The 15909-nt window shown below is 72.8% G+C and carries 10 protein-coding genes and 1 pseudogene; 6 read left to right on the top strand and 5 right to left on the bottom strand.

Annotated features, from left to right (window positions below; all coding sequences use genetic code 11):
- Positions 1 to 9 precede the first annotated feature (9 nt).
- Positions 10 to 2889 carry a DEAD/DEAH box helicase gene (locus tag ACIPXC_RS18535; RefSeq protein ID WP_401619001.1) on the top strand — a complete coding sequence of 960 codons (2880 nt, stop codon included), beginning with the start codon at positions 10 to 12 and terminating at the stop codon, positions 2887 to 2889.
- Positions 2886 to 4130 carry an SWIM zinc finger family protein gene (locus ACIPXC_RS18530; RefSeq protein WP_401618998.1) on the top strand — a complete coding sequence of 415 codons (1245 nt, stop codon included), beginning with the start codon at positions 2886 to 2888 and terminating at the stop codon, positions 4128 to 4130. The genes ACIPXC_RS18535 and ACIPXC_RS18530 overlap by 4 nt, the downstream gene beginning before the upstream one ends.
- A gap of 235 nt (positions 4131 to 4365) precedes the next feature.
- Here the strand turns inward: ACIPXC_RS18530 and ACIPXC_RS18525 are convergent.
- Together ACIPXC_RS18525 and ACIPXC_RS18520 are read right to left on the bottom strand one after the other, a co-directional pair.
- A pseudogene (locus ACIPXC_RS18525) lies at positions 4366 to 4722 on the bottom strand (hypothetical protein); the annotation flags it as partial.
- Positions 4723 to 4927: 205 nt separating this feature from the next.
- Positions 4928 to 5956, bottom strand: a complete 1029-nt coding sequence (locus ACIPXC_RS18520) for a saccharopine dehydrogenase family protein (protein ID WP_401618995.1) — start codon at positions 5954 to 5956, stop codon at positions 4928 to 4930.
- Between the two features lie 134 nt (positions 5957 to 6090).
- Here ACIPXC_RS18520 and ACIPXC_RS18515 point away from each other — a divergent pair, with 134 nt between their 5' ends.
- Positions 6091 to 7107, top strand: a complete 1017-nt coding sequence (locus ACIPXC_RS18515; protein WP_401618992.1) for a helix-turn-helix domain-containing protein — start codon at positions 6091 to 6093, stop codon at positions 7105 to 7107.
- 62 nt (positions 7108 to 7169) lie between these two features.
- Here the strand turns inward: ACIPXC_RS18515 and ACIPXC_RS18510 are convergent, their stop codons facing one another.
- Positions 7170 to 7412, bottom strand: coding sequence for a hypothetical protein (locus ACIPXC_RS18510; RefSeq protein ID WP_401618989.1), 243 nt, complete (start codon positions 7410 to 7412; stop codon positions 7170 to 7172).
- Between the two features lie 195 nt (positions 7413 to 7607).
- Between ACIPXC_RS18510 and ACIPXC_RS18505 the strand changes: the two genes are divergently transcribed.
- Positions 7608 to 9182: a hypothetical protein gene (locus tag ACIPXC_RS18505; RefSeq protein ID WP_401618987.1), complete on the top strand. Its 1575-nt coding sequence runs from the start codon at positions 7608 to 7610 to the stop codon at positions 9180 to 9182.
- Between the two features lie 42 nt (positions 9183 to 9224).
- Here the strand turns inward: ACIPXC_RS18505 and ACIPXC_RS18500 are convergent, their stop codons facing one another.
- Positions 9225 to 10649, bottom strand: a complete 1425-nt coding sequence (locus tag ACIPXC_RS18500; protein ID WP_401618985.1) for a M28 family metallopeptidase — start codon at positions 10647 to 10649, stop codon at positions 9225 to 9227.
- A 334-nt stretch (positions 10650 to 10983) separates the two neighbouring features.
- On the opposite strand from ACIPXC_RS18500, the gene ACIPXC_RS18495 reads away from it, so the two are divergent.
- Together ACIPXC_RS18495 and ACIPXC_RS18490 are read left to right on the top strand one after the other, a co-directional pair.
- The gene (locus ACIPXC_RS18495) at positions 10984 to 12684 is read left to right on the top strand and encodes a M4 family metallopeptidase (RefSeq protein ID WP_401618983.1); all 1701 of its coding nucleotides are present in this window, start codon (positions 10984 to 10986) and stop codon (positions 12682 to 12684) included.
- Between the two features lie 141 nt (positions 12685 to 12825).
- Entirely contained in the window at positions 12826 to 13431 is a 606-nt protein-coding gene (locus tag ACIPXC_RS18490) for a hypothetical protein (RefSeq protein ID WP_401618981.1), read from the top strand.
- Between the two features lie 184 nt (positions 13432 to 13615).
- On the opposite strand, the gene ACIPXC_RS18485 is transcribed toward ACIPXC_RS18490, so the two are convergent.
- On the bottom strand, positions 13616 to 15895 hold the full coding sequence (locus ACIPXC_RS18485) for an MMPL family transporter (RefSeq protein WP_401618978.1): 2280 nt from the start codon (positions 15893 to 15895) through the stop codon (positions 13616 to 13618).
- Between the last annotated feature and the right edge of the window lie 14 nt (positions 15896 to 15909).

Raw genomic sequence — 15909 nt, 5'->3', positions numbered from 1 at the left:
GGCACAGGCATGGGCACAGCCACAGGCACGGGCACAGGCACAGGCACAAGCACAGGGAGCGTGCCGCCATTGGCCGCGCCGGAGTCGGCCGCCTGGGCGCGGGGTCTGCTCGACGGCGGCTGGGCGGCGGTGTTCCTGCCCGGCGAGCCTGCCCGCCTCGGCCAGTTGCTGCTCTGGCAGCCCGCCGGGGCGGCCGCCGCCGAGGGCACGGCACCCGCGGGCGTCGAGACCGAGGCGACGGAGCTCGTGCTGCCGCACGGCCGCTCGGTCAGACGGCGCACGGTGGTGGGTTACGCGCTGCCCGTCGCCCTCGCTGTGGCCGCGCTGTCCGGGGCACAGCCGCCGCACCCCTCCGCCGCCGCCTGGCAGGCCGCCGCCCGATTCGCGCTCCGGCTGCTCGCCGACGGCCGTCTCTACCCGGCCCTCACCCCCGGCGGCTACGACAGCTGGCAGGCGGGCCCCTTCACCGCCGCCCAGCGTCGGACGCTGGACGCCCTCGCCGCCGCCTTCCCGCCACACGGCCACTGCCTGCCGGAGCCGGGTCCTGCCCCGCTACGGATCGCCGAACCGGCCCCGCTGGTACGCCGGTTCTGCGACGCGGTCGCCGACGCCCTGGTCCGTACCCCGGCCGCGCCGCTCGCCATGGGAGCCCTGCCGTACGCCTGGCGCGAGACGCGTGCTGTGCCCAGCCTGCACGAGTGGGCCGAGGAGACCGCCGCCGCGTTCACCGCCGACGTCAGGGTCTCGCTGCGGGTCGACGTACCCGAGGGGCGCCGCCGGCGGTTCCGGGCCGTCCTCCAGCTGCACACCGCTGCGGATCCGGCGCTCGTCGTGGAGGCCGCACGGCTGTGGAGCGAGCCGACCGAGACCGAGCGCCTGTTCGGCCCGCGCGCCGAAACCGAGATGCTGCTCGCACTGCGGCGCGGCGCCCGCGTCTGGCCACCGCTCGACCGGCTGCTGAAGGACGCCGCTCCCGACCAGCTGCGGCTGACCGACGACGAAGCCTTCGACCTGCTGGGCGACGCCACCGACACGCTGCGCGCCGCCGGTGTCGACGTGCACTGGCCTCGCGAGCTCGTCAAGGCACTCACCGCGACCGCGGAGATCGGGCACCACACCGCCCCCGGATCCAGCGCCGGCGGCATGCTCGACGCCGACACCCTCCTCGACTTCCGCTGGCAGCTCTCGCTCGGCGGAGACCCGCTCACCGAGGCCGAGATGGACGCCCTCGCCGAGACGCGCCGCCCCCTCGTCCGGCTGCGCGACCAGTGGGTGGTCGCCGACCCGAAGCTGGTGGCCCGCGCCAAGCGCCGCCGGATGGAACCGCTCACTCCCATGGAGGCGCTGGGCGCCGCGCTGACCGGCGAGGCGGAGCGGGACGGAGAGACCTTTCGCTGTACGGCGGTCGGTGCGCTCGGCGACCTCGTCGCCCGTATCCACGACCCCGGATCCCGCACCCCCGCCCCGCAGCCCACCGCGCTGAAGGCCACGCTGCGCGACTACCAGAAACGGGGCCTCGCCTGGCTGGCCGAGATGTGCGAGCTCGGTCTCGGCGGGTGTCTCGCCGACGACATGGGCCTGGGCAAGACCATCACCCTGCTCGCTCTGCACCTGCACCGCCAGACCGACCCCGCCACCGCGGGCCCCACGCTCGTCGTCTGCCCCACCTCGCTGCTGGGCAACTGGCAGCGCGAAGCGGCCCGGTTCGCGCCGGCCACGCCGGTACGCCGCTACCACGGCGGCGACCGCCACCTGAAGGACCTCGCCGACGACGAGATCGTCCTGGTCACCTACGGCGTCCTGCGCCGCGACCGGGAGATCCTCGCCGAGATCGCCTGGTCGCTGATCGCCGCCGACGAGGCCCAGCACGTCAAGAACCCCTACGCCGCGACCGCCCGCGAGCTGCGCGCCCTGCCCGCCCGCGCCCGCGTCGCCCTCACCGGCACCCCCGTGGAGAACAACCTCTCCGAACTGTGGGCGCTCCTCGACTGGACCACCCCCGGACTCCTCGGACCGCTCGCCGTCTTCCGCGACCGCCACGCCCGCGCGATCGAGTCGAGTGAGGACCCACAGGCCGCTGAGCGTTTGTCCCGTCTCGTGCGTCCCTTCCTGCTCCGCCGCAGGAAGTCCGACCCGGGCATCGCGCCCGAACTGCCCGCCAAGACCGAGACCGACCGCGTCGTGCCGCTGACGGCCGAACAGGCAAGCCTGTACGAGGCGGTGGTCCGCGAAACCATGGCGGAGATCGCCGAAGCCCAGGGCATCGCCCGCCGCGGACTGGTCCTGAAGCTCCTCACCGCGCTGAAGCAGATCTGCAACCACCCGGCCCAGTACCTGCGCCGGTCCACACCGCTGCACGGCCGATCCGGCAAGCTCGACCTGCTCGACGAACTGGTCGACACCATCACCGCCGAAGGCGAGTCGGTGCTGGTCTTCACCCAGTACAGGCAGATGGCCAGCCTGCTGGAGCAGCACCTCGCGGAACGAGGCCTCCCCACCCTCCTCCTGCACGGCGGCACCCCTGTCACCGCACGCGAGAAGATCGTGGACCGCTTCCAGCGCGGCGAGGTGCCGGTGCTCCTGCTCTCCCTGAAGGCGGCGGGCACCGGCCTGAACCTCACCCGTGCCACCCATGTCGTGCACTACGACCGCTGGTGGAACCCGGCGGTCGAGGACCAGGCCACCGACCGCGCCTACCGCATCGGCCAGGACAAGCCCGTACAGGTCCACAAACTCCTCGCGGAAGGCACCGTGGAGGACAAGGTGGCGAAGCTTCTCGAATCCAAGCGCGCGCTCGCCGACGCCGTGGTCGGCTCCGGTGAGGCCGCTCTGACCGAACTGTCCGACGCCGATCTCGCCGAACTCGTCGCCCTGGGGAGGCAGGAATGAGCCCGTCGATCCCCGGCCCGCGCCGCACACCCGCCCGCGGCAGGCGCGCCTTCGCCGCGACCTGGTGGGGCCAGGCATGGGTGACGGCCCTGGAGGACTCCACCCTGGACTCGGGACGCCTGTCCCGCGGACGCACCTACGCCCGCCAGGGCATGGTAGGGCCGATCAGCATCGCCCCCGGGCGGGTCGAAGCCGCCGTCCAGGGCAGCAGGCCCCGCCCCTACCGCTCCACCGTCCACCTGCCCGTCCTCACCGGCGCCCAGTGGGACACCCTCCTCGACACCGTCGCAGCCCGAGCCGGGCATCTCGCCGCACTCCTCGACGGCGAAATGCCCGCCGAACTCGTCGACGACTCCCGCCACGCCGGCGTCCCCCTGCTCCCGCAGCCCACCGAACTCGACCCCGAATGCTCCTGCCCCGACTGGGGCTACCCCTGCAAACACGCCGCCGCGCTCTGCTACGCCATCGCCTCCACCATCGACGCCGACCCCTTCGTGGTGTTCGCCCTGCGCGGCCGCGGACGGGAAGAAGTCCTCGCCCAGCTGCGGGCCCGTCGTACGGCCACCCGGGCGACTTCCCTGCCACCCGCGCCGGCCGGCCTCCCGGCTGCCGGCGCCTACGCGGCCTGGGCCGCCCTGGCCGAACGCACTCCACCCCTTCCAGAACTCCCCGCACCGGCCGCCCACACCGCCGCGCTGCCCACCGCCCCGCCACCCGGCACCCGTCTGTCCACCGCGGACCTCGAACGCCTCACGGCGGACACCGCCGCACGCGCCGCCCGGCTGCTCACGGGCGACACCACCAGCCTGTACCTGACACAGCGCGAGGATGCGGCACGAATCGCCGCGAGCGACTGCGGACCCGAGTGGTTCCACCACCTCATCCAGAACACCGGTGCCAGACCGACCGCGTTCGCCCGCCTCGCCCGCGCCTGGCGGTATGGCGGCCCGCCCGGCATCACCGTCGCCGAACAGCCCCACACCCCTGACCCGACGGCCATGACAGCCGCCCGCAGCGCCTTGACCGAGGCCCTCACCGAAATGACCAGCACCCCGGTCGCCCTCAGGGCCTGGCGCAACCGCCTCACGCTCACCGACCACGGCATCCAGCTGCGCCTGGGCCCCGACACCCGCTGGTACCCCTACCTCCAGGATGACGACGGCGACTGGTGGCCGGCGGCACCGGCCGACGACGACCCCGTCGCGGCACTCACCTCCGTCTGGCAGCAGGCCGAGAGGTGACCCGTGGAACCGGCCCGTGAACCGCCTCCTCGGCCCGCGCGCAGCCGCCGCGGCCCCGGGCTCGGTACCCGTCGGCCCGGCCCGCTTCGTCACCGCCCCCGAGGCCGTTCCCGGAGGTCTCCGGACCGGGAGCTCTTCGTACGGGTGACGCCGGCGAGCCGTTCCTGCGCCGCGGTTCACCCCGCGGCTGGGAACGGACGGCGGGGCGCGGCAGCGGGCGCCGGGACAGCGATCCGACCAGGGCCAGGGTGCTGAGGGCGAACATGACCACGCCCAGGGGGACGTGCAGGGATGCCACGTGGGCGATGCCGAGGGCGACCTGGGCCGAGGCGAGGCCGAGGAAGCCGGTGGAGTACAGGATCGGGCGCGGGGATCCGCCGCCCGGGCGCCATGCGAGGACCGTGGCGAGGACGTACAGCATGGCGGCGGCGTACATCACTTTCGATCCGTAGTCGTGCAGCGTGTAGGCGCGGGTCGAGGTCAGCAGCAGGCCCGCGGTGGATGCCTGGAAGAAGAGCGCGAGGGTCTGCAGGACCGTCGCGGTCTTCAGGAGGGTGCCGCCGCGCGGCGACGCGGTCGTCTGTCCGGTCATGGTGTGGATCGGCCTTTCCGGTCGTGTGCGGTGGTGCGGATGCCTGCGGTCGTCGGCGTCGAGCCGCGGATCACGGGTCGTGGGGCGGTGTCCTGGTGCGTACGGCCTCAGGGCACCGCGTCGGCTGCCCCGGTGACAGCCGGTGGCCCAGATCACCCGGAAGTGGGGCGGGGAGGGGGCGGGGGCGGGGCGGGGCGGTACGCCGCTACGGGAGCGGGGCGAGGGTGACGTGCGGGGAGAGCGCCCGCAGGAAGTCGGGGGCGTCGAACATCTCGCCCGCGGCGGCGACACCGACGGTGCGGGTGCGGCCCGTGAGGACTCGTTCGAGGGCTTCGACGACGAGGGGTGCTGTGACGGCGTAGATGTCCTGGCCGTGGGCCACCGCCCGGCGTTCGGCGCCGCCGCGCCGGACGACCACGTCGACGACGAAGGTCTGGTCGGACCGGCCGCTCTCGTCGGCGGCGGCCGGCGCGGGCGTTGCGGGGGCCGCGATGTCCTGGACGGCGTTGGCCGTCATGTAGGTCGTGACCTGCGGGACGGAGAGGTGGGTGGGCACGGTCACCACGTCGGCCATCGTGAACTCCCCGATCACGGGGCGGGTACCCGTCGGCTGCGGGAAGCGCCATTCGAGGGTGGGCGGGGCGTCGGTGCGGTACTCCCACCGACCTCCGGTGTAGCGCAGGCGCCGCTCACCGCGCCGCTCCCGGGAGACCGCACCCGAGAGCCGCGTCCCCGCGGTGGGGTGCCAGCTGCTCAGGCCGTAGGCGATGTGCACCTCGTCGGCCTCGTCCCAGTCGCCCATGGCGGCGGTGGCCAGCAGGTCGCCGAGGCCACCGAAGAAGGCCATCGCGGGGACGACGACCGCCCCGGCGGCCCGTGCCCGGTCCGCGAAGTGGGCGAAGGTGTCGATGTTCGCCTCCAGTTCGGCCGCGACGTCCAGGTACGGCATCCCCGCCCGCAGGGCGGCTTCGATCACGGGGGCGGTCGTCGAGGCGAACGGTCCCGCGCAGTTGACGACGGCGGCCGTGCCGGCCAGCGCGCGGTCGAGCGAGTCCGGGTCGTCCACCGTTGCCGGGCGGGCGTCCAGACCGGTCTCGTGTGCCAGCTTCGCCAGCGCGGCTCCGTCACGGCCCGACAGCACGGGGACGAACCCCCGCTCCAGCAGTTCCCGCACCACGAACCGGCCGGTGTGCCCGTAGGCGCCGAACACCGTCACCTGCTGACCCGATCCCATGAACCCGCTCCTTCGCACGCCGAGTTGTGCACCGGCGGACCGTTACGGCCCGCCGCGCTCCGTCAGGAAGATCCTGGCGCGGAGCGGCCCGCCGCACGAGTGTCCGGAACGACATGACCCGTACACTTCCGGACGTGACCACTGTTGCGCTGGCCATCACCGACGGCATGCTGCATTTCGAACTGTCCCTGGCGATCGAGGTCTTCGGCTCCGATCTGACCCATATCGTCGATCCCTGGTACGACTTCGCGCTCTGCGGCCCGAGCGCCGTCCAGGTCGACCGTTTCCGCCTCCTCCCCGACCACGGACTCGAACGGCTCCGGCGGGCCGACACCGTGATCGTCCCCGGCTGGGCCGACGTCGACCGGGAGCCGCCGGCCGAGCTCGTCGACGCGGTACGGGCGGCCCACGCGGCGGGAGCCCGCGTGGCCTCGCTGTGCACGGGCGCCTTCGTGCTCGCCGCCGCCGGCCTCCTGGACGGCCGCCGGGCGACCACGCACTGGGCGCACACCGAGAAACTGACCAGACGTCACCCCCGGGTCACGGTGGATCCCGATGTCCTCTACGTCGACAACGGCAGCGTGCTCACCTCCGCGGGCAAGGCCGCCGCCATGGACCTCTGCCTGCACCTGGTGCGCCTCGACCACGGCTCGGCCGTCGCCAACACCATCGCCCGGCGTCTGGTGGTCCCTCCGCACCGCGACGGGGGCCAGGCCCAGTTCGTGACCACTCCGGTGCCCACCCCGGGCCATCATCCGCTGGCCCGCCTGTTCCCCTGGGTGCTGCAGCGCCTGGACCAGGCGCTCACGGTGGAGGACCTGGCCCGTCAGGCGGGGATGAGCTCGCGCCACCTGGGGCGCCACTTCCGGTCGGTGACCGGCACCACCCCGCTGCAGTGGCTGCTCACCCAGCGCATCCGGCATGCGCAGGAACTGCTGGAGACCACCGACGACACCGTCGACACCATCGCGACGGCCACCGGCATGGGCACCGCCACCACCCTGCGCCGTCACTTCGCCCGGACGGTCGGCGTCCCGCCGGACACCTACCGCCGCACCTTCCGTACCCGTACCCGTACCGGGACCCGCCCCGCCGACGCCCTTCCGGGCGACACCGCTGCCGGGGCCCTCGTCGGGCTCGGGCAGCGGTGATCCGGTCTCCCCAGCCGTCGACGTCCGGCGAGCGGCACCTCCCCGGGGGCCGGGACACTCGGTCATGCCGTCCCGTCGCCCTCGGCGTCCCGCGCCCGACCGGCGTCGGCCCGGGCGCGGTGGTGCCACTCGCGCAGCTGCGCCGCGATCCCGAGGACCGCGAGGGCGAAGCCCACAGCCTGGGCGAGCTCGGGTTGGAGGACGGCCAGAACGAGCGCGGCGAGTCCGGCCACCGCCACTGCCAGCCCGCTCACCACCGCGGTGGCGCGGCGGCGGAGGCGGCGCTGCTGCGCATTCTCTCCCATGACTGCGGATCCCTTCGTCGCGGCTGTTGCGCCTCAGACGATCCCTGGCCGGCCGGCGCTGATGACGGATCCCGGACCGATCCGGACCGATCCGGACCGTCCACCGTGGCCGGTTGACGGTTCCGGCGTTTCCCGTACCCGCCCTGCTCCGCTGCGCGAGAATCGGTACCCGGCGCTGACAGGAGGGGCCTCGCGATGGCGGACGAGCACCTTGAGAGGGACGCCAAGTCCAACTTTCTCGGCATGCTGCGCGAGTTGAAGGACATGGCCGGGTTCGGCACGACGGATGAGCTGTACAGAGCGACCGAGACCGCCCTGACGGTCGGACGGAGTGCCTTCTTCGCCAACTTTGGAGGAAGGACCGCCCAGTTCCCCGATTGGAACAGGTTCTGCCGCCCGTTCGTCGTCGCCTGCCTCGAACGGGCCCGGACGCCGGATTCGCCGGCCCGGGCGAACGGGCTCTCCGACCTGGGCAGCGTCGCGGTCTGGCGCAGTCTGCATCACCGCGCCGAGCGCGGCGAGATCGTCGATCTGCCGTTCACGATGCCGAGTCCTCCGGACAAGGCGCCGCCCCCGTCCGCACAGGCCAGGGCCGCGAAGGCCCAGCGAGCCCGGACACGGTCCGAAATCCTGGCCGACGTGGGGATGGTGGAGACGTTACGAGCCCTCTACCCGCGGCATTCCCTGGTCGAGCTGTGGGGCCAGACCATGCCGATCTGCGCCTACCCAGCTGCTGCGACCACGGACCTGGAAGCGGCGCTCGGACGTCTCCACGGTGCGGCACTGCCCCACTGGGCCGATTACGACGCGGAGTTCGACCCCCACGAAGGGCGTGACGCGTTCGACCGCTACGTGGCAAGGTACGGCTCCATCACGAAGGCCGAACGCCGGGCGTTCTTCTCCGGCCCCACCTACGCGCTGCACGAACTGGACCTGGGCGGGGACGCCGGCCCCCGTCTCGACTGCAAACTCGGCCGCTACTTCGCCTCACTGGCCACGTCCGAAGACCTCGACAGCGAACTGATGGACGCGCTCGCCGACGACCCCGGCCGGCCGGTCCCCCTGGAGCGGTTGAACAGGCGGCGCTGGCTGCACGACCGCGTCGCCGACCCCGTGGTCGACGGGCGGTACCACTCCGCCGCCGTCTCTCACGGAACGGTCGTCATGCTGAGGGCGGGCGACGGGACGTATGACGTACTGCTGCCTCATCGCTCCGAACATGTGGCCACCCACAGCCACTTCAACCACATCGCCCCCTCCGGCATCTTCGCGCCGCAGACCGAGCAGCCCTTCCCACCCGCCACGGAATTCTCGGTGGAGCGGAACTTCTACCGGGAGTGGGTCGAGGAACTCTACGCGGCCGACGAGCACGAGCGCCCCCCGTTCGTCGGGCCGCCGGACCCGGAAGGTGAACCGGAAGTGCTGCGCCTCAAAGCCATGCTCGGCACACAGGCGCAGTTGTACTACACCGGGGTCTCCGTCAACCTGCTGACCCTGCGCCCCGAGATCTGTCTCCTCCTCGTCATCGACGACATGGAATGGCTCCACCGGGAAAAGAGGCAGAGGCGGCCCTTCCGGTTCGGCTGGGAGTACGCGCAGACACCTCAGACAGTCCGCCACCGTTCCACCAGCCAGCCGGACCATTGGAGCCTGCGGCTCGACGCGGACCTGCGTCCGGCGAACGGGCTTCGGCTGCAACCGAGTTACCTCGTACCCAATGCCGCGGCGGCCATCGCCCTGGCCGTCGGGGCCCTCGCCGGCCGGAGCTGACGCGGGCCCCGACGGGCGCCTCGGGCCCGGCGGGCGCCGGCCTCACAGGCCGGCGAACGTCAGGGCCGCCGCGATGACGGAGCGGGCCACGGTCGCCGCGAACTCCGTGTCGTGGTCCTGGTCGACAAGGGTGTCACCCGGGGTGTGGTACTGCCGGGTACCGGTTCCCGGGTCTCCGTCGGGTGTGGAGAACAGGTCCTCGGAGACGGCGACGGCCGCCCACCCCCGCTCGTGGAAGCTCGCGTGGTCGCTGCGCCCCGCCGCCGGGTCGTCGAGGCCCGTCAGCTGCTGGACCTTCGCCTCCGGGTCGATGACCGGTACGGCGCGGGCGACACGCTCGCCCAGCGCGTCGGACGCGCTGACGACGGGCCCCGACACGAGGGAGCCGGCGTGGATCTCGACGATGGGGGTGCTTCCCGGCTGCCGTCCCGCGATCATGTCCATCTGGAAGACGCCGGCGATGTCCTCGCCCGCCGCCGCCGCGGCGCGTGCGTAGTACTTGCTGCCGACCAGCCCCTGTTCCTCGGCGTTGAACAGCACGAAGCGCACATTCCGGGTGGGCATGCGGTCGCTGCGGTTGCTGTCGAGGATCGCCCTCAGGCATTCCGCGGCGGCCATGACGGCGGCCGTGCCGCTGCCGTCGTCGTCGGCGCCCGGCGCGGGGTCCACCGCCGGATCGTAGGGTCGCGGATCGCCGAACGCGTCGACGAAGGAGCCGTTCGCGGCGGTGGAGTCCAGGTGCGCGGTGATGAGCACGGTGGAGTCGGCGCCCGGAACGGAGTGCTCGGCCTCCACGTTCAGCAGGCGGTGGTCACGCCACCGGAACGGGTGCAGGCGGACGGCCAGTCCGAGTCCCTCGAACCGGCGCGCCAGCGCCTCCACGACCAGGGCGTTGTCCGAGGCCGCCGCGTCCCGGCTGCGCACCTTCAACGCCCCGTCCTCCTCAAGCGGTCGGATGCCGGAGATGCGCGCCACGTGCCTGCCCAGCACCTCGGCCGTCACGGCCGCCCGGACCGCGGCGATCGTCTGCGGGGAGGGCGCCGTGTCCTCGAAGGCCTCCACGAACCCGGCGGGCGGGGCCCCGGCGGGGCGGGCGAGGAGTCCCGGGTCCGGCAGCAGCCGTTCGGTGTGTCCCGGTTTCGCGCCGGGCAGGTGGATCTCCTCGATCGGGGAGCCGGCCGGCGCGGCGAGGTAGACACCGCCGGGCGCGGGCCCGAGCGGGACGGCCGACGGGGCTGCGGCTGCCGCCAGTTCGCCCGCCACGAAGGCGAAGACGGTCGTGGCGCGCAGTGCCGCTTCGGCGTCCGTCCGGGTCGCGGCGGGCACGGCCGCGAGCGCCTCGACGGGCGGGAGCGGACGGTTGTCGCGGACGAGGAAGGCCGCCGTGTCCTCTACGCTGCCCTGCAAGTCCACTGCGTAGCCCGCCTGTTGGAGTGCGTCCACCCCGCCGGTGCTGGCCACAGGCATTTGAAGTCCTCCGTGACCCGGAAGCCCGGGGGCCGGCGGCCACGTGCCCGACCGGTGGCCGGGCATGCTGCTCCGAGGACAGGCTCCCGACCACTCCATCGTGGTCCCTGCGGCCGAGCCGCCGCAATACCCTCCGAATGCCGTTGAATGTCACACAGTTGAAGCGAACACGGGTGCACCGTGCATCCCGGCGGGGCCGTCCGCTTGCCACCGATGTCACCTGGTGTGACGTTTGAAGTGAGCACGCGAAGAGAACGCGCGGAGAGAACGCGCGCGCGAAGGGGTGGTACAGCAGAAACCAGGGGGACGATCACGGAGGGTCGTGTGATCAGTCATGTCGCAACTGGAAAGATTCCGCTATCACTTCACCGACGACCCACAGGCGGACGCGCCTCCCGGGCCCGAGTCCGTACGCGGCGTGGGGGCTCCGGAGGGCGTTGACGAACGGAGTTTCAACTCGGCCGAGTCCGCCGCCCGCTTCTACCTGGCGGAGAAGCTGGCCGTGGAGGAGGCACCGGCGCTGCGTGAGGCCGTTCGCGAGGACCGGCCCGAGCGGGTGCCCGATCTCGTACTGAGCACGGAACGCCGCCAGGCAGGCACCGGCACCACCCTCGTCCGCTTCGAGCAGACCCGGCAGGAGATCCCCGTCTTCGGCGCCGAGGTGCTGGTCGAGCTCGACGAGGACCAGCGGCTGGTGTCGATGGACGGCAGGCTCGGCGAGGTCGAGGGCGTCGACTCCGTGCCGCAGCTGTCGGGCACGGAGGCTCTGGACCGCGTCAGGGCGGCGACCGGCGCCACGGTCGACGCCGCGGCACTGCCGCCGCCCGCATTGACGTACGTCAACCGCAACGACCAGTGGCACCTGGCCTGGCACCTGCGCGGGGTACCGGCCCAACTGCCGGAGAACCGCCGTGAGCCGGGCCAGCGCGGCCATGGCCTGGGCGCGTCGCCGCGCGAGGCATTCCCGCTCACCGGATACCTCGTCGACGCGCACTCCGGCGAGATCCTCAAGTCCTACGGGATGTCCCCCACGATCACCGTGCCGATCAGGCTGGAGGGCGAGGACGAGGCCAGCGCCCGGCAGCGGTTCCACGGCAGCCGGCAGAACGGCTCCTTCCTCCTGCACGACAAGTGGCGGCAGATCGCCACCTACGACATGGACTTCGCGGACATCGACACCGTCCCGCCACCGACCGTGGCGATCGGCTCGCCGCAGGCGGACTTCGGCGTCGGCCACCGGGCCGGGGTCTCGGCGCACGTCAATGCCGAACGGGTGGAGAAGTACTACCGCGACCAGCTCTTCCGCAACGGCATCGACGACGCCGACATGGACCTGGTCTCCCTGGTCAACTGCACCTACCGCCTGGACGGGCCGGGGCCCGAGTGGTTCAACGCGGTCTGGTTCGACAAACGGATGTGGTACGGACAGGTGTCCGAGGGAGGCCGGCTCGTCAGCCTGGCCCGGTACCTCGTCATCATCGCGCACGAGATGACCCACGGGGTGATCGAGACCTCCAGCGACCTGATCTACCAGGACCAGTCCGGCGCCCTGAACGAGTCGCTGGCGGACACGTTGGGCGTCATCATCGCCAACTGGTACGAGGCACCCGACGCCCACGACGTCGGCACCTGGAACTGGGAGATCGGGGCCGGGATGGGCGGCAACGGCAGACCTCTGCGCGATCTGAGCGATCCCACCCGGACCGGCGATCCCGACCACATGGACGACTTCCTGTTCACGTCGAGCGACAACGGCGGTGTGCACACCAACAGCAACATCCACAACAAGGCCATGTTCAACCTGCTCACCTCGGTGGACGCCGAGGGCCGGCCGGTCCTCAAGATCGAGGAGTGGTCACTGCTGATCTATCTCGCCCTGGTGCGACTGCTGAGCGAGTCGGACTTCTCGGACATGCGACGTGCCCTGCGGGACGTCACCGGCACGTACCTCTTCGGGAACCCCGAGCTGCTGACCGCCGCGCAGGCGGCGATCGACCAGGCATACGACAAGGTGGGCATCGCCGCCTCCGGGTAGCGGCGCACCGCTTCGTGAACGCGGTCACCGGGTCCCGCCCGGGGCTCGGGCCACTCGGGCCACTCGGGTGGCCCGGGGCGGGGGCCCCGCATGGGTACGGTGGTGAGGGGGGAGCCGCACCGTGGGAAGGCGGTGGCTGCCATGGCACACGTGACGGTGGAAGGGGGCGAGGTCGTCGTACGGCTGGGGCTGCGTGAGGGCCTGGCCGCACGGCGGCGACAGGTACGGGTACCGGTGTCGGCGCTGCGCGAGGTGCACGTCGAGCGGAGCTGGTGGCGCGTCCTGCGCGGCCGGGCCGGTTCGGGAACGTGGTCGCCGGGGCGGTGCAGCGGGGTCCGCAACCGGCCCGACGGCGAGGACTTCGTCGCGGTGAAGGCGGAGAGCGCGGTGCTCTGCCTGGAGTTGGCCGAGGGCGCGCCGTTCCGGCGGGTGGCCGTCTCGGTCCCCGATCCGGAGCGGGCCGAGCGTACGGTGCACGACGCGATGCCGCAGGAGCCCGGGCCCGAGCCCGGGCCGCGGCCCGAACCCGCTCCCCCGGACCCACCGCGCAGACCAGCGCTCCAGCACGAGGGCGGCACGGTGGACGACCACGGCCGGCAGCCGGGCGTCCCGTCGCGGACGGGCAGCGGCACGGGGCGGCCGCCGCTGGACGCCAAGCGGGTGGAGCGGGCCAACGCGGACCGCGTACGCCACGACCACGTCGTCCACCCACAGGACGGTCCGGGACCTCCCGGCGCCACCGGCTAGTACCGCCGGCTGGTACTGCGGCGGTGCTTTCCGTGACGGCTGTCGGGTCCGCTCGACGGTCCGTCACGGCAAGCACCGGTGCGGTACCGAGGAGTGACGATCTCGCCGCCCTGTACGTCACGGCTCGAAACGCCCCTGGGTGGCGCGCTGAGGTGCCGGACGCCAAGGGCGGGCAGGATGTGGGTCAGCGGTCGACCAGGCGTGGACGCGGATCCTCACCCCTGGGTTCCGCGTCGGCGTCGTCGGTGCCGACCGGGCCGCGGGGAAGCATCCGGTCCAGCCATCTCGGCAGCCACCAGTTGGTCCGGCCGAGGAGCGTCATGGTCGCCGGTACCAGCACCATGCGTACGACCGTGGCGTCAATGAAGATCGCGGTGGCCAGGCCGAGTCCGAACATCTTGGTGGAGGGGTCCTCGGCGACGGCGAAGGACAGGAAGACCGCCACCATGATGAGGGCGGCCGAGGTGATGATCCGGGCCGTGCCCGAGACGCCCTCGACGATCGCCGTGCCGTTGTCGCCGGTGCGCAGGTACTCCTCGCGTACGCGGGAGAGGAGGAAGACCTCGTAGTCCATCGACAGGCCGAACAGGATGGCGAAGAGGAACATCGGGATGAACGACACGATCGGCACTGTCGCTTCCAGCCCGATGAGTGCGCCTCCCCAGCCCCACTGGAAGACCGCGACCATGATGCCGTAGGCCGCGCCGATGCTCAGCAGGTTCAGCAGTACCGCCTTGAGCGGTACGAGTATCGAGCGGAAGACCAGCATCAGCAGCAGGAACGACGTCGCCAGCACGGCGGCGACGAGCGCCGGCAGGCGTTGGCTGGTACGTCGGCCCACATCGGACAGGCTCGCGGCGGCGCCGCCGACGTGGGCCCTGGCCGGGCCGTGCCCGATCGCGGTGGGCAGCACGTCGGTGCGCAACCGGGCGATGGTGTCGGCCGTGGCCTTGTCCTGGGGGCTGGTGGTCGGGAACACCACGAGGGTCGCGATGCCGGTGGCCCGGTCGACGTGCGCCGGCGCGACGGATGCGATGCCCGGGTCCGCCGCGACCGCCCCGACGAGCCGGTCCAGCACTCCCGGATCACCGGTGGGGTCCGCGGCGATGACGAGGGGACCGTTGACGCCCGGGCCGAACCCCTCGGCGACGAGGTCGTAGGCCCGGCGCTCGGTACGGCTGTGGGGCAGTGAGCCGTCGTCGGGCAGGCCGACGCGCAGGCCGAGCACGGGCAGCGTCGCCGTCAGCAGCAGCCCCGCCGCGCCGACCGCGTACAGCACCGGGTGCCGGCCGACGTGCCCGATCCAGCGACGCCACCCGGCGGCGTGGGCGGCGCCCGCCGCCGGGTCCCGCCGCCGTGCGAGCCGGCCCGGCTTCCCGGTCTGCAGAACCCGGCCGATCCGGCCGCTCCGGCCGGCGCGGGCCAGGCGCGGGCCGGCCGCGCCGAGGAAGGCCGGCAGCAGCGTCACCGACGCGAGCACCATCGTCAGGACGACGATCGAGACGGCGATCCCGCCCACCGTCATGAACGGCACGTTCGCGACCGCCAGGCCGAGGATCGACACGACGACGGTGCCGCCGGCGAAGACCACCGGCCGCCCCGCCGTCGCCACCGCTCGTCCGGCCGCCGCCTGCGGATCGAGCCCGCACGCGAGGTACTCCCGGTGCCTGGCGAGCACGAACAGCGCGTAGTCGATGCCCACTCCGAGCCCGACCATGCTGCCCAGGACCGGTGCGAAGGTGGGGACCTCCGTCACCCCCGCCAGTACCGTCATCGTGGCGACGCCGACGGTCAGCCCGAAGACCGCCATGCCGATCGGCAGCGCGGCGGCGACGAGCGAACCGAACGCCAGGAACAGGATCGCGGCCGCGGCGAGGAGGCCGATCAGCTCGCTCGCGCCGCCGTCGGGGTCGGAGAAGGCGTAGAAGAGGTTCCCGCCCATCTCGATGCGCAGCGGCAGCTCTGCGCGCAGCCGGTCACCGAGATCGACGAGGGCGTCGAGGTCCTGGGCCGACAGCCGACTCTGGTCGGGGTACTGCACCCGGACGACCGCGATCCGCCCGTCGGCGGAAACGAGGCCGCCGCCCACGGCGGTGTCCCTACCCGCTTCGAGCGCCCCCGCCGGGTCGCTCGTGCCGAGGACGTGCGGCAGCCGCGTCACCTCGGCCCGCAGCCGGGTGAGAGCGGTGCGCGCGTCGGCGTCGTCGAAGAACGTCGCACCGTCGTCGACCGGGGTGACGACCACGTGGGCGGTCATCCCCTCCTGGCCGGTGCCGGCCCGCCCGATCAGTTCCGCGGCCCGTTGCGAATCCAGTCCCGGAGCGGTCATCGAGTCCGCGGTCCGCCCGCCGAAGGCGACGGCGGCGAGGACGGCGAGGGTGGCGGCGATCAGCCATGCCGCGATCACCCGCCAGGGATGGCGGGCGGCGCCGCCGCCCAGGCGCAACAGGGCTTTCGAGAGCATCGGGGCCTCCAACC

Source organism: Streptomyces sp. NPDC090021 (genome assembly GCF_044748225.1).
Lineage (GTDB): Bacteria > Actinomycetota > Actinomycetes > Streptomycetales > Streptomycetaceae > Streptomyces.
Note: the sequence above shows the minus strand (reverse complement) of the source record. Positions and strands in the feature narration are given on the sequence as shown.